Annotated in this window: 26 protein-coding genes; 16 read left to right on the forward strand and 10 right to left on the reverse strand. The window is 35.4% G+C overall.

What is annotated here, in order from left to right; translation table 11 throughout:
- Nucleotides 1-6: 6 nt before the first annotated feature.
- On the reverse strand, nucleotides 7-1,782 hold the full coding sequence (locus tag LCM02_RS11490; protein WP_224929843.1) for an amidohydrolase: 1,776 nt from the start codon (nucleotides 1,780-1,782) through the stop codon (nucleotides 7-9).
- Nucleotides 1,783-2,139: 357 nt separating this feature from the next.
- On the opposite strand from LCM02_RS11490, the gene LCM02_RS11495 reads away from it, so the two are divergent.
- Nucleotides 2,140-2,346 carry a dodecin family protein gene (locus LCM02_RS11495; RefSeq protein ID WP_224929845.1) on the forward strand — a complete coding sequence of 69 codons (207 nt, stop codon included), beginning with the start codon at nucleotides 2,140-2,142 and terminating at the stop codon, nucleotides 2,344-2,346.
- 32 nt (nucleotides 2,347-2,378) lie between these two features.
- Here LCM02_RS11495 and LCM02_RS11500 read toward each other — a convergent pair whose 3' ends face one another.
- The 9 genes from LCM02_RS11500 to LCM02_RS11540 all read right to left on the reverse strand — a co-directional run bounded on the left by LCM02_RS11500 (nucleotide 2,379) and on the right by LCM02_RS11540 (nucleotide 11,827).
- A complete protein-coding gene (locus tag LCM02_RS11500) occupies nucleotides 2,379-3,197 on the reverse strand; it encodes a metallophosphoesterase family protein (protein ID WP_224929848.1) in 819 nt (272 codons plus the stop codon).
- Nucleotides 3,185-3,448 carry a hypothetical protein gene (locus LCM02_RS11505; protein ID WP_224929851.1) on the reverse strand — a complete coding sequence of 88 codons (264 nt, stop codon included), beginning with the start codon at nucleotides 3,446-3,448 and terminating at the stop codon, nucleotides 3,185-3,187. Before LCM02_RS11505 ends, LCM02_RS11500 begins: the two co-directional genes overlap by 13 nt.
- Before the next feature lie 41 nt (nucleotides 3,449-3,489).
- Nucleotides 3,490-5,385 (reverse strand): hypothetical protein, encoded by a 1,896-nt coding sequence (locus tag LCM02_RS11510; RefSeq protein ID WP_224929854.1) that lies wholly within the window; start codon nucleotides 5,383-5,385, stop codon nucleotides 3,490-3,492.
- A 150-nt stretch (nucleotides 5,386-5,535) separates the two neighbouring features.
- On the reverse strand, nucleotides 5,536-6,438 hold the full coding sequence (locus tag LCM02_RS11515) for a diacylglycerol/lipid kinase family protein (protein ID WP_224929857.1): 903 nt from the start codon (nucleotides 6,436-6,438) through the stop codon (nucleotides 5,536-5,538).
- Nucleotides 6,435-7,409 carry a phosphatidate phosphatase App1 family protein gene (locus LCM02_RS11520; protein ID WP_224929860.1) on the reverse strand — a complete coding sequence of 325 codons (975 nt, stop codon included), beginning with the start codon at nucleotides 7,407-7,409 and terminating at the stop codon, nucleotides 6,435-6,437. The genes LCM02_RS11515 and LCM02_RS11520 overlap by 4 nt, the downstream gene beginning before the upstream one ends.
- 37 nt (nucleotides 7,410-7,446) lie before the next feature.
- Nucleotides 7,447-8,295, reverse strand: a complete 849-nt coding sequence (locus tag LCM02_RS11525) for a M48 family metalloprotease (RefSeq protein ID WP_224929864.1) — start codon at nucleotides 8,293-8,295, stop codon at nucleotides 7,447-7,449.
- Nucleotides 8,296-8,428: 133 nt separating this feature from the next.
- Nucleotides 8,429-8,983, reverse strand: a complete 555-nt coding sequence (locus tag LCM02_RS11530; RefSeq protein ID WP_224929868.1) for a type 1 periplasmic binding fold superfamily protein — start codon at nucleotides 8,981-8,983, stop codon at nucleotides 8,429-8,431.
- A 20-nt stretch (nucleotides 8,984-9,003) separates the two neighbouring features.
- Nucleotides 9,004-11,403: a TonB-dependent receptor gene (locus LCM02_RS11535; RefSeq protein WP_224929871.1), complete on the reverse strand. Its 2,400-nt coding sequence runs from the start codon at nucleotides 11,401-11,403 to the stop codon at nucleotides 9,004-9,006.
- A gap of 34 nt (nucleotides 11,404-11,437) precedes the next feature.
- Nucleotides 11,438-11,827, reverse strand: coding sequence for a hypothetical protein (locus tag LCM02_RS11540; protein WP_224929875.1), 390 nt, complete (start codon nucleotides 11,825-11,827; stop codon nucleotides 11,438-11,440).
- Nucleotides 11,828-12,028: 201 nt separating this feature from the next.
- Here LCM02_RS11540 and LCM02_RS11545 point away from each other — a divergent pair, with 201 nt between their 5' ends.
- The 15 genes from LCM02_RS11545 (at nucleotide 12,029) to LCM02_RS11615 (ending at nucleotide 24,762) form a co-directional block, all read left to right on the forward strand.
- A complete protein-coding gene (locus LCM02_RS11545; RefSeq protein WP_224929877.1) occupies nucleotides 12,029-12,613 on the forward strand; it encodes a hypothetical protein in 585 nt (194 codons plus the stop codon).
- Nucleotides 12,614-13,131: 518 nt separating this feature from the next.
- Nucleotides 13,132-14,391 carry a phage integrase SAM-like domain-containing protein gene (locus LCM02_RS11550; RefSeq protein ID WP_224929880.1) on the forward strand — a complete coding sequence of 420 codons (1,260 nt, stop codon included), beginning with the start codon at nucleotides 13,132-13,134 and terminating at the stop codon, nucleotides 14,389-14,391.
- A 1-nt stretch (nucleotide 14,392) separates the two neighbouring features.
- Nucleotides 14,393-15,145: a hypothetical protein gene (locus LCM02_RS11555; protein ID WP_224929884.1), complete on the forward strand. Its 753-nt coding sequence runs from the start codon at nucleotides 14,393-14,395 to the stop codon at nucleotides 15,143-15,145.
- A 93-nt stretch (nucleotides 15,146-15,238) separates the two neighbouring features.
- Entirely contained in the window at nucleotides 15,239-15,523 is a 285-nt protein-coding gene (locus tag LCM02_RS11560) for a helix-turn-helix domain-containing protein (RefSeq protein WP_224929887.1), read from the forward strand.
- Between the two features lie 4 nt (nucleotides 15,524-15,527).
- On the forward strand, nucleotides 15,528-16,691 hold the full coding sequence (locus LCM02_RS11565) for an AAA family ATPase (protein ID WP_224929889.1): 1,164 nt from the start codon (nucleotides 15,528-15,530) through the stop codon (nucleotides 16,689-16,691).
- A 292-nt stretch (nucleotides 16,692-16,983) separates the two neighbouring features.
- On the forward strand, nucleotides 16,984-17,364 hold the full coding sequence (locus tag LCM02_RS11570) for a hypothetical protein (RefSeq protein WP_224929891.1): 381 nt from the start codon (nucleotides 16,984-16,986) through the stop codon (nucleotides 17,362-17,364).
- A gap of 373 nt (nucleotides 17,365-17,737) precedes the next feature.
- Entirely contained in the window at nucleotides 17,738-18,307 is a 570-nt protein-coding gene (locus LCM02_RS11575) for a DUF4468 domain-containing protein (RefSeq protein WP_224929894.1), read from the forward strand.
- Between the two features lie 60 nt (nucleotides 18,308-18,367).
- Nucleotides 18,368-18,994, forward strand: a complete 627-nt coding sequence (locus tag LCM02_RS11580) for a DUF4468 domain-containing protein (protein ID WP_224929897.1) — start codon at nucleotides 18,368-18,370, stop codon at nucleotides 18,992-18,994.
- Between the two features lie 498 nt (nucleotides 18,995-19,492).
- Nucleotides 19,493-19,954: a hypothetical protein gene (locus LCM02_RS11585; RefSeq protein ID WP_224929900.1), complete on the forward strand. Its 462-nt coding sequence runs from the start codon at nucleotides 19,493-19,495 to the stop codon at nucleotides 19,952-19,954.
- Between the two features lie 157 nt (nucleotides 19,955-20,111).
- Entirely contained in the window at nucleotides 20,112-20,666 is a 555-nt protein-coding gene (locus LCM02_RS11590) for a hypothetical protein (protein WP_224929903.1), read from the forward strand.
- 138 nt (nucleotides 20,667-20,804) lie between these two features.
- A complete protein-coding gene (locus LCM02_RS11595; protein ID WP_224929906.1) occupies nucleotides 20,805-21,470 on the forward strand; it encodes a hypothetical protein in 666 nt (221 codons plus the stop codon).
- Between the two features lie 119 nt (nucleotides 21,471-21,589).
- On the forward strand, nucleotides 21,590-21,847 hold the full coding sequence (locus tag LCM02_RS11600; protein WP_224929909.1) for a hypothetical protein: 258 nt from the start codon (nucleotides 21,590-21,592) through the stop codon (nucleotides 21,845-21,847).
- 344 nt (nucleotides 21,848-22,191) lie between these two features.
- Nucleotides 22,192-22,743: a hypothetical protein gene (locus LCM02_RS11605; RefSeq protein WP_224929912.1), complete on the forward strand. Its 552-nt coding sequence runs from the start codon at nucleotides 22,192-22,194 to the stop codon at nucleotides 22,741-22,743.
- Nucleotides 22,725-23,051: a hypothetical protein gene (locus tag LCM02_RS11610; protein ID WP_224929915.1), complete on the forward strand. Its 327-nt coding sequence runs from the start codon at nucleotides 22,725-22,727 to the stop codon at nucleotides 23,049-23,051. Before LCM02_RS11605 ends, LCM02_RS11610 begins: the two co-directional genes overlap by 19 nt.
- 715 nt (nucleotides 23,052-23,766) lie before the next feature.
- Nucleotides 23,767-24,762, forward strand: a complete 996-nt coding sequence (locus LCM02_RS11615) for a hypothetical protein (RefSeq protein WP_224929920.1) — start codon at nucleotides 23,767-23,769, stop codon at nucleotides 24,760-24,762.
- Nucleotides 24,763-24,784 lie beyond the last annotated feature (22 nt).

The raw sequence follows: 24,784 nt of genomic DNA on the forward strand, positions 1-24,784 counted from the left end.
TAGTTATTATTTACCTTTTAAATTATTGGTCTTAACAATATTAAAGTTACCCTCATAAATGGTCGCCAAGACCTTTAAGTCTTTTATTTCTATCGAGTCTACTTTGAAAGGGCTTGCATTCAAAATAACAAAATTCGCACGCTTGCCTTCCGCAATGGATCCTATTTCCCTTTCCAAATTAAGTGTACGTGCCGCATCAATGGTTATGGCCCTCATAGCCTCATAGACAGGAATACGCTGGTCTTGAGAAAAGGCACTGTTTTGTGAGGTGACACGGTTAACCGCAGTCCAAACCAATGTTAAGGGCTCCATAGGTGCCATAGAAAAATCAGAATGGAAAGACACGGGAATGTCTCGTTTTACCAGGCTATTGATACGGACTAAATTTTCACCTCGCTCTTTGCCTAATCCATTATCACTGTATTTGTCTGCCAATGCCCATAGATAATAAGGGTTAACTGAGGCTTCAACACCTAATGATTTTATTTCTTCAGCCATATCATCGGTGTAATAGCCCATATGATGCAGAGTAAACCGGTGGTTGATTCTTGGATTTCTTTTTTGGTCCAATTCAAGAAAATCCAATACCTGCTGAATACCCTTATCACCATTGGAATGCACATGGATTTTATAACCGTTGTCCCAATACATGCTAATCTGTTCCTGAAACAAATCTAGTGGAGTCATCCATTCTCCCTCATGGCCATCTGTGTAACCCTCTTTCATCTGCATCAGCTGGGAGTAAATAGCTCCATCAGAAAACAGTTTCACCTGTTTAGGTAAAAAATGGATATTGTCTGTATTGTAGGTTTCATCTAAAGTTTCCATAAAAGCCATGGCCTCTTCATTACCTCCCTTCATACCAAATAATTGAGTTCCACTTGGGATCAAATACACATCATAGGGAGGGTTTTTTTCCATTTCTTTTTTAAGTAATGTCAACTCACCGTCAAAATCAGCACTTGGAAAGCCGGGCTCTGCAACCGTGGTTATGCCATTTTTCTGAATGAGCTGGGTCATCACTCCAAGTCCTTTCATATAATTAGCCGGCTCCAACATAATTGGTGCCATTTTGGGGACTAGGGCCAACCAGCCGCCTTCGTAGAAATGACCTTTGTCCCATTTAACCTGCGGGTTGCCTTGAAAGTCTTCTTCTTTAATACCGAGCAACTCAATAGCGGCATCATTCAGGAATATTTCATGAAAGGAGCGGTGTATAATTCCTACAGGCTTATCTTTTGTGATCGCATTGATCATATCCCGAGATAATTCTCCATGCCATAATTGGTGGTAACCCCATATAAAATACATTTCGCCTTCTTTGGCATTTTCGTTGATTGAACTTGTGATGCGTTCCATATAGGCTTCATGTCCGGAAACACCTTTTTTTGTAATTGTAGGCAGAACCCAGTCATAAGGTGCGATTATTTCATTAGGAAGCATCGTCGCTGCTATAGATGGGTGAACATGCGGCTCCACAAAACCGGGGAGTAAAACATTTCCTTTTAAATCGTGTTGTACAGCTTCAGGAAATTGAGCCAATGCTTCAGATTTAGCTCCAGTAAAAACAATTTCACCATCCCGGGTGACAACAGATTCAATGGTTTCCATTTCCTTTCCCTCCATGGTGATGATATCTCCTCCATAATAGACTGTTTGTTCGGCCTCTGCGGTTGATGCCGTTGATTTTTCTTCGATTTGCCTTTTTCCTGATTCTTTACACTTTAGGAAAAGTAACAGTGTAAAACAGATTAAAATTATGTTGATAGATTTTTTAAACATATATTATTTTGATTAGCGGATAATCTTTTTCCTGGTCGATTTTGTGTTCTCTTGTCGTATTTTAAAGGTACTAAACCTGTGAGCATTGACACAAATTTCCACTTTTGGACAAACATAATTCAGAGGCTTTAGTATTTTAAAAAAGGTAGGATTTTGTTTAAAGATACACTTATTTTTTGGTATACCCAACTTGGTTAGTAGGCAAATGGTTCAGGATTATGAGTTTGTACAACATTAGGGAACAGAAAATCCAGATAAGGTTTACAATGATGAAAATCATCAATCCGGTTGATGAGGGTCATTAATCAAATTAGGAATCATTCGTAACTTTTGTCATTAATTTAAAAACCCAATGATATGTCAGTTTTAAAAGTAGTAGAGATTTTAGGCAACTCCACCGTGAGCTGGGAGGATGCGGTTGATCAAGTCCTTAAAGAAGCGTCAAAAACTATTAAAAACATCAAATCCGTTTATATTCAGGATATGCAGGCCATGGTTAGAGATAACAAGGTGAGTGAGTATCGTATAAATGCCAAAGTGACCTTCGGAATTTTAGATGAATAGTCTTTAAATCAGTCTTAAAACAATAAAAGAATTTATTCTGGCAACCCTTTCCTGTCATAGGCACCAAACATGGTTGTATCCAGGCCTTTTCGATCAAATATTCCTTTTAGTGCAATATTGCCAATTTCAGGGCCCTCTTCTTTCATGGTCACCCAGGTAATATGATCCACATTGCCTGGCCCGTCATGATGCCAGGAAGCGCCGGCAGGGCCCATTGTGATGTATTCACTACCATCGATATTGTCATAGTCATAATAGTGCAAATGACCTGCAAACCAGGTAAAGGATCTTCCTTTAAGAAGTAATTGAATTTCCCTAAAACTCTCCGATGGGTTTTCCCATGCAGGTTCGTGCATAAAAAGAAAAGTCCAACGCACAGTTGAATGCTCCTGTAGGGTATTTTTGATCCAGTTCAACTGTTCTTCAGGAAATTCCACGGGTTTGGTCAGTCCGGCTACCACGGCTTCGTCTTTCATGAATTCGGCCAGCATTTCTTTTGCTTTTTGAGGGTTCTCGGTTTGTAACCTGTTATACAGTTTTATGCTTTCCTCCATCCCAGGAGGGGGCTCCATTCTCTGAGCATCTTCACTGTTCAGTACAAGAAACAGAACATTGTGGTACAAAAAGGAGTAATAACCCTGGCCATAACGTTCGTTCCAAACCTCTTTGGCCTCAGGATAACTTAGGTCATGATTGCCGGGGGTATAAAAAAAAGGCATCTTGAGTTTAGAAATCAAGCCTTCTACTTCATTCCACTGAGAATGCAATTCATCTTTTTCTCGCGTGTATCCTTCAATCAAATCCCCTACATTGATCACAAATTCAGGCTGAAGAAGGTTTAGTTGATCCATTGCTGCTGCATAGGTTCCCTTAACATTCGCACACCTGTTCGGTCTCCGATGATTGCAAATTGAAAGTTTGCGGGATTGTTTTTAAAATTCTCGCCAGTCCAGGGAAATGCCTGGCTGAACTTAGTTTGATTGTATTGAAAGGGAGTATCATTATCTTTTGATTTTTGCTGATCCTGGATGCAGCCAACAAATAATAAAAGAACCCATGGCAATGTAGTCAACCCAATAGTAAGAGGTCTCGAAATTTTCATAATTTATTGTTTTATTTTTTGATTCAACAGGGTTTAGATAATTAAGGCTTAGTGTCAGAAGAAAATTTCAGGAATCCCCTGTAAGCACCAATGTAAATACTGTTATTGGGGCCAAAGGTGTAGGTCGCCCAAATGTTGTTAAATACTTTTTTATCATAATTCTTCATGCCGAGTGAAAAGGACTTCATCAGGAAGAAGATATTATCATTGAATTCTCCTTTTCCAAATTCAGGCCGAATATAGAATACCTTTCTTCCGGTTTCGTAATCGAGCGCTGTCAATTGCCAGTCATAATGGCCAAAGTCTGATTCTTCGTGCCGGTTGTATACATAAATCACACCTGTTTTTGTAGACATCTTAGGAGTCGCTGTTTTGGCGTCTACGTGTTCGAAAGGCCAGTTTTCAACTTTTTCGAATTTTCCGGATTCCGGATTTAAGTCATAACGATCAATACCACCCGGGGTATCATTGAATTTGAAAGGATCAACATAATTATAGGTGTTGCCTATAAATAAACTGTTCCTATAAGCTACAACGGAGTTCTCACAGGCACTGCTGTCTTTTTCAAACAAGGGCAGTCGATTTACAAGTTGACCGTCTTCCTGAGAATATATGTTCAGATTGATCTGGCCTTGGTCATTATCTGCAATGATCACGAATCGATTATCCATTAGGGTGGGAGTAGTCCCGCTTCCATCATTAAGGTGCCCCCTTTTTTGCGTTCCGTCATTGGGGTAGATCTGATCACCAAGGGTACGGAAGGTTTCTTCCCATTTTGGATCCATTTCAATGGTTTTGGTTTGATCGTTGAATCTCAACTTGTAGAGTGCTATGTTGGAAACGATATAGACTCCATCAGGACCTACTGCAAAAGAATTTTGAATTTCTTCACGAGTATCGGGGTCCAGCATGAAAAACTCCCTAAACAGCCTTCTGTATTCAACGTCAGACATCCCTTCCTTATAAAATTCAAGATCTTCCAATGCGTCATATTTTCTACCAAAGAAATGCTCAATTTTTCTCAGCAGGCCGAATCCTCCAATGTAAAAAGAATAGGTTTTAGGGCAGAGCCCTTTATTTTGATAGTCTCCTCTCCTGAAGTTTTTCAAATCAATAACACCAATAACCCCCATTTTGGAAGTATACCAAATATTACCCTCACCATCCGGCATCACTGCAGTGAGTTTATTTCGGCCCTCTTTAGCTTTTAAACCCTCCACAAGTAAGTCTCCTTTCTCAATTTCTTCCAGAATGTCATATTGGAGCATCCGGTCTCTTTCAAATCTCCTGTTCTTGATCGGGATATAGAAAATGCTGTATTCAGGGCCGGGAATAATAACTTCATTTTCTTTGGAAAGGAAGAAATATGCTCCGCCGGAGGTATTACGGAATAATGCCATTCTTGCCTTTTTGCTTGCGAGTTCCATGGCAGTGTGGCCTCGCCCGGGAATTTTTATGGCATCAAGAACTTTAATTTTATTTTCTATATCCAGAATGAGTAGGGTAGTATTCGTCCTTCCAAAAGACAAAGTAACCATGGTATTTTCATCAACAAAGGCAAATGAAGGGCACATCCCTGAAAATTCTTTTCCTGTTTCTCTCACCTGGAAGTACTGCACCGTGGCATTCTCAGGAATCGGCCCTTGCATATTGCTAATGTCCGAGGCGTAAGAATCTTCATGCATGGCACTGGGTAATTTATCTTTCATAAAAGGATGATTCCACTTCTTTAAGGGAGGTAAGGGCTCGGGATATTTCAATTGCCCTTCTCTATGTTCAAGCCACGAGGGATACCAGCCCGCATTAACTTTGACCACACGGGTCTCGGATTTAAAATCGGTTTCTTCAATTTCAAAAGGGTTGCAGTACTGGGCTCTGAGTTCTCCTGTCATAAAATAGGCGAACAAACTAAAGTAAATGATCAAAAACCGAATCATAATTCGTTGTATAACTTGATGGAATTAAGTTTGTCTTGTTGAAAGGTCAAGGTTGAAAATGGTTACTAGGCTGCTACAACAAGACTATCAAAGTTACCTTGTTTAAAAAGGAATTTTCATGATGATGATCAATGAATCGATTGACCGTAATCAATGATTTTTTATGTATTTATTTTTTCCGGTAGTGATCAGGTTCACGGCACCAGCAAGCAATTCTATAGAGATATTTTTGAATTTCCCAATCACTTCGCCATCGAGTTGAAGCAATCTGGGGGTGTCAAAAATGAATTCGGCCATGGAAGTGGAAAGCACCTGGCTGGTTTGATTATCGTAAAACTTATCGTCAAAAGCGGAAAGCCCTGCCTTCAGCAGCGAGGAAAGGTTTATGGATTCTATTAAGACAATCTCAAATTTACCATCCATTGGATTACCAACTATATTTAAAGGGACCCCGGTCCCGTATTTACGTGAATTGCAGATGGCAGACATCAGGACATGGGTTTCAATGGTTTCTTCATTTGTAACGACTTTAATGGGAAAGGGCTTTAATTGCTTTAATTCCTCCATAAAATATTTGGCATAAGTGGTCATGCCCCTGTTTTCATCCTTTTCATAGGAATCAACAATGCTGGCATTGATTCCAACATCTCCTATATGCAGCGTGTAAAATTCATTATTGATCTTTAAAATATCTAATCCCTCAACTATATCCGACATGATAATATCTTTAAAAGCCTCTATTGGTGAAGGGTTCACAAATAACTCAGTCGCCATTCCATTTGCTGAACCTAATGGGATTATTCCCATGGGATAGCCAGTACCTAAGAGTAAAATTGAGGTAAAAAGTGTGGTACCGTCTCCGCCCACTGATATCACTTTTGTTGGTTTTGACTCATGAAGAACTTTTAAGGCCTCTTCGTGATCGTTCACTCCCGTTGTCTTGAATATGTCGTATTCTAATCCGTAATTTTTACATAAGGTTTCGGCCTGTTTTAAAAAGGGTTCCTTATCAACACCTCCAGAGATGGGATTTACAATGAATAATAGTTTCATGATTCGTCTGTTTTAATGGTTTTTGAAAAAATTTCCTCAAGTTTAAAGTAGTAAGCATCAACTCCGGTTTCTTTCAAGTATTCCCAGCTTCGCATTTTTTTTCTGTTCAATTTGTTTTGGGTTTGTCTTATGTATACCTTTTTAATTTTTGATGGGTATTTCTGCACTATTTTTGTATAAATTTCCATATCCCGTTGAGAATCATCTCCTATCAAAATAAAATCTTGTATTGGTGAATTTTCGAGAATATCCCTTATCACTTTAAATTTAAAGTTTTTATCCTTTGAAGTACTTATTAATTGCCATAAACTTAAATAAGGAGTCAGAAATAAATTACCTTGAGGAAGACCATTGTGACTGATAAAATTTGAAATGGTAGGCATTAAATTGCATTCACTTTTTGAAACGTAGAAAAATCGAGCCCCATTCTGTTTATATTTCTGATAGAGTTCCTGTGTAAAAGGAATAACTTTTCTTTGATGTGAAGGTTTTAAAAGAGTCGTTAGAAATCTCTTGACCTTCGTTTTGGTATAGGAAACCATAATGGAATCATCAATATCTGATATGATAGATATAGAGCTCTCAGAGTTTATAAATCGAATGGGATAATTTTGAATCACTTCCAGAGAAGTGGAACCCGTTTCCTCAAAAATTGCTACTTCCTGATCCGAACAAAAATCAAATAGTACTTGAAACCCTCCATGACTGTCTGTTTGAATCTTGATGCGCTCACCCATTAATTTGACTACAATATTCCTTTTAGAGTAGGCAGTATTAAAATAGGAATCAATAATCATCAGTGCATTTCTAAAGGAAGAATTCCCAGGATTAGAAATACTTGGTTTTTTCCTCAATAGTACCCCGGACACCAAGGTTTTATTCGAAAATTCAACAGAAGATAAGTACCAGACAATTGCCATTTTAGTTCGTTGCGCGTTTTTTATATAGAGGAATAAGATTGTAACTTCCATTCATTTGATGATGAAAGATAAACATTTGGTTTTAGTTTTATTGGGGAGGTGTAGGAAGAGATTTTTTAAGAGCCTCCCAGGTCTCAGTTGAGGATAAATCACAATTACATCTCAGGGATGCAACCTTTGCATCAATATTCGAAATTCTTTTTTTGGAATCCGGATGATCACTTAAGAATTCGGGTATGGCATCATCTTCGCCTCTTTCAACGAGTTTCCTGAAAAATCCCCCAACCCCGTCACAGGCGAATCGGCTGTCACTGAGATAGACTACGGATAATTCATCTGCTTCGGTTTCCTGATCCCTTGAATATTCGAGTGTCAGCATCTGAGACAATATACGTGCCTGAATATAACCCCCGACCCCAGCGCTACTAAATAATATAAAATCTAAAATTTTATCGCGTCCAAATTCTTTTTGAAGCCTAATGGCAGAGTGTCTGAGCTCAGCATGGGCAATTTCATGACCTATAACTCCGGCCAAATGATCAGGATGGTCCAGGTATTTAATTAATCCTGTGTATACATAGATATAACCTCCCGGTGTACAAAAAGCATTTAGAATATCATCCCGCTGAATAATTCGGATACTATCGTATTTATATAAGTTGTCATACTCAATGGATTCGGACTTGGTGATTTCTGAAACCATTTCACGGATATAAGCATAGGCTTTAGGATATTCCCTCTCTGGCAACAAGGGATTCTCTAAACTGTCATTTTGAATGGAAATTACGGATTCCCGACCGATCTGAATATCATACTTGGGCTCAAATAAAGGGTCCTGTCTTATGTAGCCTAGGTAAATAAAAAGAGGTAAACCAATGCCTAGAAGCGTCAGTATAACCCTTCGAAACTTATTAAATATCTTCCTGATAAAGCGCATACATTGATTATGAGAGATTAAGATATAAAAAAAGGAGCACATTTGTACTCCTTTAATACCTGTTTTGAACCTACTTTCATAAGTTTCAATGACAGCATAGATTTGTTTTTTTTTAGAATCTTAGAATTTTCGTTTATTCTATGGCTACATTGAACGTAGCTGTGATATCCGTCTCACCTCCTGCATCTGCCAGGCCGGAATTTGGTTTCTTCGGCTCATGACGAAGCGTAAAAGTCAATGTTCCTGTGCTGGCGTTAGCGGCATTCAAAGTAAACTCGGTTCCCAGTGGGTGTCCGTTGCCGTCGAAATTGGTAGCGAAAGTTGTTGCATCAAGTGCCCCTCCAACGGTATGGAAGAACTGATGCTCTTCCGCTTCCTCTTCAACTTCTTCCGTGATGTCCTCAGCGGGGTTTACTGATTCATTTAGTAACTCAATACTGCCCTGATAGGTAGTCCCGGTGCTAAAAGGTCCCGATACCGTAATTACCGGAGGATTAGGTCCGTCGCCGTCTAAGTCAACCGTCTTCAGTACCACGTTCGTTCCTCCACCTTCCGGTATCAAAGTAACAGTCATTGTCGTGATCAATTCCTCTTCGTTCACAGGAGGAAGATCATCATCGTCATCATTACAGGAAATCAGTAATGCGGAAAAGAAAAAGAGGGCTGCTAATAATTTTAAAGTTTTCATATGTTTATTTTTTTAATTATTTAATAATAAAATTTAAGATTTAATAAAAAGTTTCTCCCCAGATCATCTGCATAATAACGCAGGCGGTTTAGGTAATTTCTGTAGGAAGTATTCATCATGTTGGTGATGTCAAGTCCTACGGTGAATTTTGATTTATTTGTCGACTTTAAGGTGATGCTGGAACTGAAGTTCAGCAGATGATAAGCACCGGGAGGTGTGCTTACATCAACCAATTCGGTCGTTCCCGTTTCGGGTATATAAACTTCAAAGTTATTGTCCGGGTATTCATTTTGCTCGAAAACATAATTGCTTTGAAGTGAAATCCTCAGGTCCCTTATCTTGGGATTTTGATAAACGATCTCGTTTTGAGTGTTTGCCGGAGGCATGTTGATCAGGGCTTCGTCCTGAATTCGGTCATATCCTTTTAAAAAGGAAAACTGATGATTGAATCGGAAATTCTTCGCAAAGAGATAAGACAGATCCCAGTCAAAACCGAGCAGTTGAGCATCGGTTTGTCTGTATTCCCAAACCTGGAAGGTCCCACGAATCGTTTGCTGAACCCCTGTGGGTTCGATCACAATAAAATCCTGTATGGTATTCACAAAAGAATTTACCGAAATGTTCAGGACCTCATTTTGATACTGATAAGAAAGAGACAAATTATGTGCAACCTCAGAATTGAGGGCCAACTCACCTATTTCGATGCGCGAGGCTGAATGGTGTAACCCTTCACTGAACAGTTCTGAGGGATTTGGCGCTCTGGAAGCCAAGGAATAATTCAAAAAGAGCTTTGAGCTGTTATCAAATGAATAGGTTGCTCCAAGAGTCGCTGACAAATTGGGATAGTGCAACTGAGGATTTGTCAAAATCTGATTGCCTACCTCTCGGACCTCGAATTCGGGAAATAACACATCATAACCCTTAGATTCCCAGAGTGAGGTCTTGTAGAATTTCAATGCATCCAGAAAGGAATAATCAAAGCGGGCACCCGCTTCAAACATCCAGTTGTCCCTGAACTGATAATCGGCAACGGCATAAACACCAAAGTCATACTTGTCATAATCAGGGATCAATCTTCTTACACCAGTACTCGGGTCGGCAAAATTGTTTTGATAAGACCCCATAAGCCCTGTTTTTAATCTAAGCTCATCATTCAGATATGAATCGAGGTCAAGCGTCAGGGAGTGGGTGTCAAGTTCCAGATCGAGCGATGCTTTATCCTTGTCGTCTCCTCTCCTTATATCGTACTCCAACCGATTATTTCGCTGAAAATCATAATGGAGGCTCAACTTACCGAGTCCATCAATTCGCTTGAATCCATTAATTCTGGCCACCTGATGTGTTGCGTCCTGCTTCGGCGGATCAATATCATAGGTAAAGGGCTCAATGATCAAAGGAACGTCGCTGTTAATCGCCCTGACCAGATCCTGGGCACTTGATAAATGAGATGCACGCAAAATACCGATTTCAGTTTTAAAAATACTGTAATAGGCCTCGAACCCTTGGTCATAACGATTTAATCCAATTGTAAAAGATCCGTTTCCTTCAATTATACCGGTATTGCTTAAGACATAATCCGGGGCCTCAAAGTCACCAAATCGTTTGAACGATCCCTGAACCGCACCATACCATCCCGTATGAGAGGTTTTTGTCAACTGTGTTGCCACTGACAAACCACGTCCGTTCGTAGCCCCGGTGAGCAGGGTTTTTCCAAATAAACTGTCGACAACCGGAGCGGTTGGAGCCTCTGCCACGATAATGCCACCTACAGCATCACCACTGTATTGTAAGGCACCTGCCCCTTTGATCAGGGTTAGATTGCCCACCGAATTGATATCAATGTTAGGGGCGTGTTCAGCACCCCATTCCTGATCTTCCATTCGTACTCCCTTGTTAATGATGACCACCCTGCTGCTGTGAAGCCCGTTAATCATGGGTTTAACTACAGTACTCCCTGTGTTGAGTGAACTAACACCGCTCAAACTATTTAAGGCATCACCTATGGATCCGCTGCTAAAACGCTCCAAATCCTCTGTTGATACCTGATTTTCTACCAGTGTTTCGGTGTTCTCTCCAAGGCTTTTACCTCTTAGGACGATCTGATCAAGTTCCTCCAAATGATGTTCCATCCGGAATTTTTTTGAGGTGTCACCTGAAATCCTAACAGTAAATCCTTGAGTAAGACAACCTGGATGGGCTATCTGTAACGAGTATGTGCCATTGCATAAATTTGAGATTTTGAATTCTCCATCCAGATCAGTTTGGGCATATATCTCAGAACCAGCCACGATAACGGTTGCTCCCACAAGTACAGATCCGTCGTGCAAGTCGGTAATAATTCCGGTAAGGGTATTGTCACATTTCTGTGAAAACAATTGAGTAGCTGCCAATAGCAGCACCAAAAGGGCAGTATTTCGCATTCCAATTCATAATTAACATCAATATTTTGCTTGTTTAACTAAGAATAAAAGAAGGAGGGCCGCGAAGTGGGTTTGAATTAAAAGTTAGTCTGCCAAACTGAAGCCTTGGAAGATCCTCGGTTTGTAAGATCTCAAAATCCGGAGATAACAATTCCGAATTTCCAGAAAGGTTAGAATCGAAGGGTACGAATTGAATCGTACAGATTTCGCATTTTACAGGAGTCTGATGTACATGGTCTCCCTGATCGTCGCAAACGAAATGCTCGTGGACACCAAAAACATGAACAAACTGAATGGCTGTCGGCAACATGAAGGCCATCAATAGCGCCAATGCCGAAACTAATTTTACAATTTGTCTTTTTCTACTCATCATGAGTGCTCCTCTGAAGGATGCAAAAATAGATAAAAAAATTAATACTTGCACAATTTGGAAGTGAATGGTTCAGCCGGTTTCAACTGACTTTCATTCTGATTGTGGAATATGTCAATTGCCGATAAGCAATGAATCATCTTCTCACTAAAAAAGATGTTGGATTAAGCTTAACGAAATTTTTACGAATGCATAACATTCACGATATATGTTCTCACTAATTTGGTCTCAGAATTAACTTAAATTGATCGGACCATGATAAAAAATTTGTTCCTACTTTTTTTCCTCTTATCATGTATCAGTATTTGTGCACAAAATGATAAAGGAATCAAAGAAATATCAATATACAAAACCCCGGTAGTAAATTATGATTTAAAGGGTTCACTTCATTCTAAAATACGATCTGTAAGTTTAAATGGAGAAACGAATTATTATTTAGATATCAACGAAGGAAGGGTCTATTGTACAATTAGATATGAAAATCTTGAAACCCTAATTTCAGGAATTAAAAGACTGGAAGCTAAAGCTCTATTAGATGAAAGAAGACAGGAAGATGGAGTGAAGAGTATTGTAATGACGCCGTATGGATTTGTAGTTGGCTATTATATGAATAAGGGAAAAGCAAAACGTTTTTTTGGATTTGGAGAGGTCAATGATATAGGAGAAGATATCAATAGACAATTTTCAACCTATGAAGAGAATTTTGAGTCATTCAATATAGAAAAAGAAACTTATGGGACTTATAAGGCCAAATTAACTGACTTTAAGATTGGTATCGATTTTTTCAGCGATGTAAAGGAGCGAATTGAAGAGATAAAATTATCAGAGTCAAAACTGTGAATTAATTACTTGTCGGCAAATAACATCTTTGAATAGAAAATACGCTCAAGTGAAAACTTGGCGACTTTTTTATTTTTTTGGTAAGGAGGGATTAACTTCGTTTGTCCCTAATACCTCCTACTATTCTGAAAATTGAATAATCGGATTGTCATCCGATATTTCCTTTGTCAACATTTAAGAAAGTGAGGGATTAGCTGCGCTGGTCCCTAGTGACTCCCATTCTGAGAATCAATATTTCAAAGGTTAACACCTTTTCACATCTTTCGCGACCCATAAAAAAGCGAGCTATTTTTTTGGCTCGCTTTAGATGTGTTTCAAAAATATTGATTAATTTGTGGAGATGGAGGGAGTACATATACGATGTCAATAAACGTATAATAAACGTAGTCAAAATGCAAATAAACTACATATAAAAAACTTTATAACAGTTATTTATGTAAATATAGAGATTGATTTGAGTTGAATTAAATTGGAAGTAATTGAAATAAGCCGTACATTTATCATACAATATGTACGATATGGCAACAGTAAATTTTTTGTATAGATCTAAAAGAGAAATGGCCCCTCTCACAGTACGTCTTTTATACCGATGGAATGAAAAGGACTATGTATTCGGGCATAAAACGAGGTTATTTATTAGTAAGACCTATTGGAATAAAGATCATAAAAATAAAAGGCCAAGAGATATTGATCTAATCAATGAACAAAAAAAAATTAATAAGGAACTGAATAGAATTGAGAATCACATATTATTAAATTTTAGTGAAACTGATCCGAATTATCTAAGTAAGCAGTGGTTTGCAGCAATAATTGATAAATATTACAATCCTCCAAACAAGAAGAGGTTTCCTAAAGATTTAATTAAGTATATAGATTACTATCGTGACATCAAAAAAAATGACGTAACTCCGAGTTCTTTGAAAAAATTTAATGTTACAAAGCATAAATTAGAAAGGTTCGAGACGCATAGAAGAAAAGTTATAATGATCAAGGATGTTGATTTATTATTTATTAATGAATTTGAGAATTATTGTCTGGATCTTAACTACGCCAAGAATACTATTGCCAGAGATATTAGATTTATCAAATCGGTTTGCAATCATGCTAAGGACAATGGCCTTGAGACTAGTTCCCAGCTTAGAAAGATCAAAGGAAAATATGTAAAAGTTGATAGTATATATCTCAATAATAATGATATTGAAGCAATAGAAAATGTAAAGGAATTACCTAATCATTTGGATAATGCAAGAGATTGGTTACTCATTAGTTGTTATACTGGCCAAAGAGTATCAGATTTCATGCGTTTTCAAAAAGAAATGATAAGATATGAGGTAAATCAAAAAAAAGAGTCTAAACCTCTACTTGAGTTTACTCAGCATAAAACAGGTAAAGTGATGACAATTCCACTTATGGATTCAGTAATGGCCATCTTAGATAAAAGAGGAGGTGAATTTCCTCACTCTATTTCTGATCAAAATTATAATGTATATATCAAAGATGTGTGTAGGCTTGCTGGGATTGATGAATTGGTTAATGGAAGTCGAAAAGAAGAAACTTATTCGGGAAGTGGCATTTACAGAAAACAAGAAGGAGATTATAAAAAGTATGAGTTAGTGACTTCTCATATTGGCAGGAGGTCATTTGCTACTAATTATTATGGAAAGATTCCAACTTCATTCTTAATATATGTAACTGGACATAGCACTGAATCTATGTTTTTGAATTATATAGGAAAGAGTAACAAGGATATTGCACTGGAACTAACGAACTATTTTTAAAATGGAGAGAGAAATGAAAGATCCTTCGTTGAAGGAGATACATCAGAGACTTACACAAGCCTTCTTGAAATTTGAGAATTACCTGGACCGTTTATCAAATAACTATAAATACTTTGGATTTAGCGAATGGATTTTATCACTTCTAGAAGTTAGTAAAGAAGAAGAAAAATTTGAAGTAGAGAATTACAAAAGAATAGCAGATTATTGGCTTTTAATAGATTATTATAGACAAAAATTTTCTGCCGATGATTTTCAGCGAAATACCGAATATTATAATGATAACTTTCTACAAGATGGCCGTGAACTAATGGTCATAAATGCAGCGCTCTTTGATGACTTTTTGGAGTTTGACCTAGATAAGAACCCCTTAAGTGAGATGTCAATAAAAGATATTATTCGAAAGGACCACCCTAATATTTACAACGAGAAAGATATATCTGATTCAAAACTTATTGATTTCTCCGATCAGAATCAGCCAAACAAACACTCGAATATATTTGTAGGTAATGCATTCGAAGTATGGCAATCGATGTTTGATGAATTTGAAATAGCTGAAAGCAATAGGGCTGACATCAAATTTATGTTTGAAGAAATGAAATTCAAAGGCCTTATCCATAAGAATGTAAAACAAGTAGACATACTTGAATGGATCAATGAAACTTATGAATTGACAATCGAGAAGACAAGCAGATACCAAGAATCAAAGGAGAGAATGAAAGCTTTTGAAAGGGCTTATAGTCTTTTTAAGAAATGAAGGTACAACGCGTACCCAAAAAGGTACAACACACGGTCTTTTAGGGTACAATCTCCAACCCACTTTTGTTGCATAATTCTAAATATAACGATTATGCGAAACTCGATTTTACTTCAGGAAATTACACCAAATCAATTATCTGAGCTTATTGACAAAAGTATCAAAGTTCACTTTGATCAGTTTAAAAAGGAACTTCAAAAAAAGGATTTTGAAGATGAGCTTCTTTCAAGGGCAGAGACGAGTAAATTACTAAAGATTGACTTGAGCACACTATGGCACTGGACGAACAAAGGAAAGGTCAAAGCTTATGGGATTGGGAATAAAAGATACTATAAGAGGTCAGAGATTATTGAATGCATTAAACTTTTAAAGAAATAGGGCTATGAGTAAACAAGGAAAAGAGCCCAAAACTTCCGAGGTTAAAGGCTCAATTAAAGACGATATAAAGATAAATAAACTAAAACGATTGTCCAATGATTTAGAGGCCTTATTGATAGACCCGAAGGAACCTCTTCAGCCTCCACCAACTGCATGGAAAATATTGGAAGAGAATGGTGATCAAAGTATCCTTGGTACTTTAGGAAATTTCTCTTTAGTAATTGGAAAGGCCAAGTCAAAAAAGACATTTTTTATAGGTATAACCGTTGCTACAGCTATTTCAAAAGACATATTTTTTAATAAATTTCAAAGCGAATTACCAGATGGCAAGGAGGAAGTCCTTTATTTTGACACAGAACAAGGAAAGTATCATGTCCAAAGCTCTTTAAAACGCATTTGTAAGCTTACAGGAATTGAGGAACCTTCCAACCTTAAAGTATATGGCCTTAGAAGTAAAAAGCCACAAGATAGGCTTAGCTTAATTGAACACGCTATTAATACAACACCCAATCTTGGCTTTGTTGTTATAGATGGCATCAAGGATCTAGTTACATCTATTAACAGTGAAGAAGAGGCAACCTCAATTGCTAGTTGTCTTTTGAAATGGACTGAAGAAAAAGGAATTCATATAATTACTGTTTTACATCAGAATAAGAGTGATTTTAACGCAAGAGGTCACATAGGAACGGAACTTGTAAATAAAGCCGAGACCGTTATTTCAATAAGTGTAGACGAAAAGGAAAGGGAACTCTCAATTGTAGAGGCACAGCAATGCAGAAATAAGGAGTTTCAGAAATTTGCATTTGAAATAGATGAGAATTCGTTACCAAGAATAGTTTATAATTTTGTTGATAAAATTGAGGTTAAAGAAACTGTCAAGAATCATTTATTAGCTCTATCGTCGGATGACTCTTATTTACTGTTATCTCAAATTTTTGAAAGAAACACGGATTATAATTACGGTGAATTGGTGATTCAGATTAAACTCACTTCTAAAGATTTTTTAAAAAAGAATATTGGAGATAATAAGATCAAGGAATTCATAACACATTGTAAGAATAATGGATGGTTGTTTCAAGATGCTCGGAAGAAACCTTATAAGTTAGTTTCTAGAAGTGAGTTCGAAGAGAGTAAGGATAGTTACCAAATGGGAGACTACCAGCAATAGTGTCTAAAGGTTTAGTTTAGGGCCTATATATAGGCCCGTAAACTGATAAACCGTAAACCTTGGTTAAGTTTAAAGTTTGAGTAAAGGTTTAAACCCCAAACTGAAGAGGTTGTTTTTTGAAGTTGTTTTTCGACCCTATGATTATCTGGAGGGAGTCCTGAGATGAGCTTAGTGGACTTAAAATATTGTTCGGGTTGTGATAATAAACAAACTTCAAAATAATAGGTGACAAAATCAAAAAAATAGTTTTTCTTATACTATATTCGATTAGGAAATTATAAAACAAATAAATATGGGATCAATACATCAACGAGATGAAAACCTTTTTAAATACTTCGATCTCAATGATCAAATAATCAAAGATTTAGTATTTAAATTTAAACATTATTATGAAAATGGAGAGTTAAGCATTGGAATAAGACATTCTGAAAACTTTTTTGAGAGAGAAACAATGTATACTGTGGTTGACAGTGAATTCGAAAATTTATTTCTACACCTTAAATATAAAAATGTTGAATTTGGCAATCCTTTTGAAATCCATATGATTATCAACCATTCAGATAGTCCTACTGAAATAAAAATTACTTTGGATGAATTTTGGCAACACAAATTGCCAGAAGAAATGCTTAAAAATTTAAGAAATAAGCTGTTTGATATAGATTCTCCTAATTAAAAAACACCCCCCCCCATGTCTCGATATACCCTATGGTAAATTCCTGTTTCGAAGGAATTCGGTTTTTTATCATAGACAGCATTAGAGTAGAATTTCGTCTTGAATTGACCCTTATGCTTCATTAACAAAAACCATATTAAAAGTCATGTAATAGACACATTATCAAAAGAATAAGGTGTATATAATCCATTTTTAACATTTCGACTCGTTAATTGATATTATGTAATTTTTCAAACATCAATAACTTTAATTAATACGGTTTTCCGTATACTTTTTAAAACTAACTTTATTTACTTTAATTTTTAAAATATGTCGTCAATCTATTTATTTACAAATGTCAATTAATTATATTTAACTTAAATTTAATAAGGCTATGAAAATTCTGAAAAGGCATTCTTACATTATAATTATTTTATTATTTACTATCAATCTTTTATTCGCTCAAGATGACCCGTTAACATTTAACGAAGATGATGAAGGAAATGTTATTTATACGGATGTAATAAAAATTGATGGGAAATCTGGATTAGAGCTGTATAATAGATCAAAGGATTGGTTTGTTGAAAATTACAATTCTGCAAATGATGTGATTCAGTTGGATGATAAGGACAGGTTGAAAATAACAGGTAAAGGATTCTTTAATGAAGTCATAAAAGTAGGGATGGCAAAATTAGATTTAGACGTGTACCATACAATTTCGATTCAGGCAAAAGATGGAAGGTATAAATATGAAATAAGTCAGATTTATTGGAAGTGGAATTCCACTACTGTTTCAAAATGTCAGAAAACTAATTTTACTTTGAATAGTGAAAGAATTAAAATCTGCATGAACAAAAAGCAGTTTTATGCAATGAAAAGCCATATTGATATGAGAATGAAAGACATCATCAAAAATTTAAATAATGATATGTCTGAAAAGAAAAAAGTAGAAGAGGATTGGTAATTGTATTTAGAGAATTCCTTAAATAGGTCTTATTTCGGATCAAATTAAATATGTATTTCAATGAATAATTTAACACTTATTATTGCTTTAATCTTGAGTTTTAATGTATTTGGTCAAGAATTTGAAGTTGAAGAAAGAGGCATGACAGCAGTTCTTAAGGAAGAAAACAAAAGTAAATCTGAATTATTTGCGAATATTAACAAATGGATTTCAATAACTTATAATTCATCAAATGATGTCATACAATTGAATGATAAAGAATCCGGGGCCATAATAATTAAAGGGATAAATACAGTTACATATAAAAATTATATGAAAGAGTTATATCCTAGAAACAAGTATATTCAAGGAAGTGTTACGCAGACTTTCAACCATTTAATTGAAATTAATATAAAAGACGAAAAATATCGCGTAATTTATAAAGTTACGAATGTTGAAAATGATGTTCAAGGAATAATGATGAGTTTAATCGACCTAAGGGGTAGCAATGAAGATAGACTTTATTTATACGAAGAATTATTTAAAGCCAACGCCAAAGGAGGGGTAAGTAAAAAGAAAATGGAAGAAATGATAGTTTGTCAGAAAAAAGGCCTCAAGGAAATGAATGATATTCTAATTCTAAATGTAAAAAGCACAATTCATTCTCTAAGATCATTCGTCAAGCAGGAGTTAGAAGAGGATTGGTGAAATATAGACCATGTAGTAGTATCTTTTCAAACTTTAATTTTGCTCCTTCTCAATTGGCTGGTAGGATTGGCCAATTCCCGGAATCTTTCTTAATCATAAGTATAATAGATGACTGTGAGGAGGGTGATGATGCGGATGTCTCACAGACCGATAATCATCTTTTAACATGAGAATAAGCCATTGCTAAACTTAAAGAAGCAAAAGATCTTGTCGAGTTAGATGTAATGACGCAGGAAGAATATGACGTGTTGAAAGAAGAGTTAACCCCAATAATTAAAGGTTAGAATAATTCTAATACATGAACTCAATGGCTTTAAAATAATTCATTCTCCAGCTCCTCAATCATTACACCAAACTCCATATTCCAATATTTCACATAACCCAGGTTGCCAAACCATATACCCTCATCAGGGTAAATTTCAATAGATTGATAATTCTCATGATATAAAATTTATCGGTAGGTTATATTTGGGTTTATTTAAAAATCAATTTTTAGAAATGAAGTACATAATAGCAATCATCGCCTTGATGTATGCAACAGATACGTTTTCACAAAAAACAGACCTGAAGCATATCCCGAAAAAAACAACTAAGATTATTCTAGAAAACGATTTATCCAAAGATGATAATTTTTCTTACGTTATTGAAACTCTTTTAGATAATGACTTTTCAATAGCTGATAAAGACGCAGAATATGCAACAATCGAAACTGATTTAGAAGAAGTCAATGGATTAAATGCGTCTTACCACTTTATTATTCGTACTAAAGCAAATCAAATAATTATTAGGGGAAAATATATCATACACGCAACTATAGACTATGGTGGCGCAGAATCAAAACCTTCTTTTAGCAATATTGAAAATAGAGGTATGAGAGGTTCTGTTTCCAAAAAGAGTTTTGCTGCAATGTATGAATTTGCTCAATTATTAGAATCAGATAAAATGAATTTTGAATTATAGCTTATTCTAATTTATCCAACCCCTCAATCATTTCATCCAACTCCATATTCCATTATTTCCAATGATTAGATAGTATTTCTTTTTGGTGTTCTCTGGTTTTGCCCTACTTTGGCAAGGGGCTTTTTTTTTGTATATTTCGGTTTAATTTATTATCCAATTGGCAAAAAGGAAAAAGGAAACCGTGGCCGGAGTTAATAGTCAAAGTCTTGGATCTGCTTCAAGTATTCTTCACATAGTGGCATCAATTATTACAATTTTAAATTTTGTAATTGTGATAATTTCTGGAGAAACCTCATTCGATATTCCTCTAAATTTTGATTTAGACCTTGCTGAATACAGTACTAGTTTTAGAGTAACAATTACAATTATTTTAGAAATATGCTTAGCCTCCTTTTTTGGTTTTATTTTTAATTATATAACTCGTTTTTATGAAAATGCTGCTGCCCTTTTCATGATCTTATTAATTATATTCGCTCTTATATCGGGATGGATTTCTTTATTTAACATTGAATTCATATTGCTAAGCAATGTTCAAATTGAAGGTGGGCTGGTCTATGCAGGATTTTTTGTTTTATATGGTCTGGCTTGGTTAATAGGTGCTTTTTTTATTTTTATACATTTTGGTGATGACGAAGAAGATAGGCAATTTGGAATACATTTTATAACTGCAATTGCGTTCGTAGTTTTATTTATTGGAAGAGCGATAGGGTAATTGTTCAATTAGTTTCTAGGTGGGGAAAGCTAATTCTTAATAACTTCAATTCACCCTTACAATTGGTGAGGGTATGACATAATGTGTCGGTTAATTGTCGAATGAAGAAAGTTAATTTTGTGATAAATATTAAACAATATGAAAAAGATACTTCTATCAATGATGATATTAATCTCAGGGTCTATGAATGGTCAAGAGGTTTTACACACAATGCACGTAATTAATACTAAATCTGGTGAAGAGTTTACTATTGAAATTATGGAATTGGGGGATGATTATTTCCTTAAGAGCAGTGATACAGAATCATATGAAAACAAAGTAATAAGTAAATATTTTTTTAAGGAGACTATTCAAATGTTTTTGGAAAAGGAATTTATTACGCCTGAAGACTATCTTGCTTTAATGGAGATTCATGAGGGAGGAGAAGAACCGAAAAGAAACAATAAAGATGCTTTAATGGGAGGGTTTTCTGTTGAAACTGGAGATCCAAATGCCAGTGGTTATTATGGTGTCGGAGGAGATGGAAGTGGTGGAAATTATCGTTTAGGGAACAGAAAGGCTTTAAATAAGCCCAAACCTGAATATGATTGTAATGAAGAAGGAAGAGTAGTGGTTTCAATTTCTGTTGACCAGTCGGGAAGAGTGATTTCAGCTGACCCGGGGATAAAAGGGACAACCAATTCAGCCAAGTGTTTATTGAAAACAGCAAAAGAAGCAGCACTAAAATCAAGATTTAATGCGGACAGTAATGCTCCTTCAAACCAAATTGGAGCAATAATCTATAATTTCAGTTTATCCGAATAATATTAAGCAGAAACTTAATAAGCAACAAAAGGAGTCAGTCCAACAACTGGCTCTTTTTTCTTGCCATAATGGTACAAACCTAATCAACACTTACAGTACCTTCTTAGTAATTTTGGAAGGTGATTTATACAAAATACTTTGCCGGAATACTAAACGAACACGGTTCATTGAATCTTAATTCTGATCAATGGAGGCGAGTGATGAACATTGTTTATCTTGAAGGAAGTATTCACAGTTTGAGAAGTATTTTAGACCCTAAAAACCCTTACAAATTTGATACAGTAATCTTCAAGTATCAAAAACGACTAACTGACCTTACCGGCAACCAAAATCCAGAGAATTTAATCAAAGAAATGTATATCCTTTCTGAAAATTAATATATACCCTTTGCATTTTAAAATCAAAATAATTACAATCACATTTGATCACTTTTTCATCATGATGGATCGAAATTTGACGTTTTTGACTAAAAATTTGGAAAATTCCACTAATTATAGAAATATACCCTGTACATATTAGAAAAAGTATAAAATTCTTGATTTGATAAAAAATATAGTTCTTTCGAGAAATAATATTGGCCATTCGTACTATAATAATTGACTTTTATAGGATTCTACCATTACTCAAAAACTGGTGGTTTTCAGGGATTTTCAGTGAGTTACAGAAATTAATAGATTTCCTTTTTAACTTAAATGGAATAACCCCTTTAAAAATAAAATATATGGAAACAGTAGTAATTTTTGAATTATTGAGAAAAAATGGACAATCTGAAACTCTCACCCTTAATGAGGGTCTGACAGCTCAAGATATTGGAGATATTCAACGTGACGTGGAATCAAGCGTACCATCCATGGATTCAGATGATGCAGAATCACAAGAGTGGATGCCTTTAGACGTTGAATTTTTTGATGAAAATGATATTGTTGATCGAAAGGATTTCACTCTTCTTAAGTTGTGGGTTAATGCTGAGACTATGTGGCGCGGGAGGTCTTTAAAATGTCGAAATGTATACAAAGTTGCGTATGCACGAATTACATACAGATATGATATGGATGATTCAATTGAACAAGCAGTCAAAGATTGCACAATTTTGGCGGGAGCTGCAGCAGCTGTAGCAATTGGTGCAAGTTGGAATTTAGCAGCTGGAATGGCAACTTTTGGTAAATTATGGTGGCCTTGTATCAAAAGTAAATTATCTAAGGATATAGTGAGAGCATTATCTTTTTCGATTAAAATTAAAACGGTGAAAGGTCGTTGGAAAAATTGCACTTAGAAATTATGAGTTACCAATGCGAGATTAAACTTAAATTTCAAGGCGATAAAATTAAGCTAATAGATGACTTGAGGAACTCCGTGGAAAATACGGGGGGAACTTTTTCTGGTGATTATACAAGTGGAAGTGTTCAGGGAACAAGTCCATTTGAATATAATTTTGAGTATTTATTTACTTCGGGTCATCTCAATATTAATATTGTCGAAAAGCCATTCTACGTTTCATGCGATTTTATTGAAGAAAAATTAATAGAGGTACTTTCAGAATATAAATGGAATATTCTCTTCAAAGTTTTTATTAAGAAATGAATTTTAAATCTAATAACCCGAGTGTTAATTCATTCGGGTTTTCTTACCCATAAGCCAGAAAGATGTTTTCAGAGGTATATTTTTTTGAGTTGTACTATTCTTAATTACTGAAAACCGTAAGTGAATTTGTCGGGATTAAAAAAATCAAGTTATAAAATTCTACATCAGAAGTTTAATAATGAAGGTGAACACAGTGAATCATATTTTCAAAACTAAACTTTCAAAAATTCTAGAGAAAATAGTTTCGGGAAAGTGAATTCACTTCGTTCACCCTATAAATTGAAAGTTGGGAACTACTCAGTAATAAACCCAACCTCTATTCAACTCTTCGGACATTTATATTTCAGACTATGCCAAGGTTGTTTAAGAAAAAAACACGCCCCATGTTTTGATGTACCCTATAGCAAATTCCTGTTTCGAAGGAATTCGGTTTTTTATCATAGACAGCATTAGAGTGGAATTTCGTCTTGAATTGACCCTTATGCTTCATTAACAAAAACCATATTAAAAGTCATGTAATAGACACATTATCAAAAGAATAAGGTGTATATAATCCATTTTTAACATTTCGACTCGTTAATTGATATTATGTAATTTTTCAAACATCAATAACTTTAATTAATACGGTTTTCCGCATGCTAATTAAAAATTACTTAGTTTAATTTGATATTTAAAAATGTCAATTAATTATATTTAACTTAAATTTAATAAGGCTATGAAAATTCTGAAAAGGCATTCTTACATTATAATTATTTTATTATTTAGTTATAACACTGTGAAATCCCAGAATGATGCGGATTCATTGAATCTCAGCGAAATTAAGACAAGTCTTAATGAGCAGATTCAAGAATTAGAAGATTCTATTAAAGTTTTGGACCATTTAATTGCCTTGAGAAAGCAGAAAGAATTTAAGCTGAGCTCGAGAAAAATATCTTTAAAGGCTAGAATTAAAGTTGGAGGCAGAATTCAATCTGAGCCCAGAACAGGAGCAGAAGAGATTTATAAAGCTGGTTTTGATCAATTGGATTCGGTAATGATAATCGGTTATTCAAATATGTATTTTAAAGTTTGTCAGATCGATGGAGTTTGTGGTTATGTTTTTGGGAGTTCAATAGAGAAGAATGAAAGAATCAGGAAGTATGAGAAAATTTGTTTCGATAGAGAGTTAGCCTTAAATAGTGCGGGTGATGATTCAAAAAAAATGGAGCAGGCAGAAGCAAAATATTATAGTCAATTATCTCAGTTCATATCAGTTTTGGATGCCGAAAAAGAGATGAAAATAAAGAACGACAGCATCGAATTAATTGAGTATAATTTATTGAAAAAGAAAAAAATTGATATTGAAAATATAGCTGTTTCAGAAATAAATTCTGCAGATGGAGTTTCTTTGGTAATTAAGTGGGGTTTCTTTAATCCTAAGAAGGTCATAAAGTATATTAGATTCTATGTTGTTCCATATAATGCTGTTGGTGACATAGTGCGAAGTGATATAGGAGGAAAGTCAAATTCAGTATTGGAAATTACCGGCCCAATATATCCAAATAAGAAATATGATTATTCCTATTGGGAAAATGTATGGTATAATAATACGGTTCAATGTATTAAATTAAAAAGTGTAGAGGTAATATACATGGATGGAAGTTCATACTTTTATGTCAAGGAATTACCGAAGATTTTATCTGCAAATTTTAATAATGATTGCAGTTATTAGAATGTTTAAGAGCATTTATAAA

This window comes from Lutimonas saemankumensis, assembly GCF_020171465.1.
Taxonomy (GTDB): domain Bacteria; phylum Bacteroidota; class Bacteroidia; order Flavobacteriales; family Flavobacteriaceae; genus Lutimonas; species Lutimonas saemankumensis.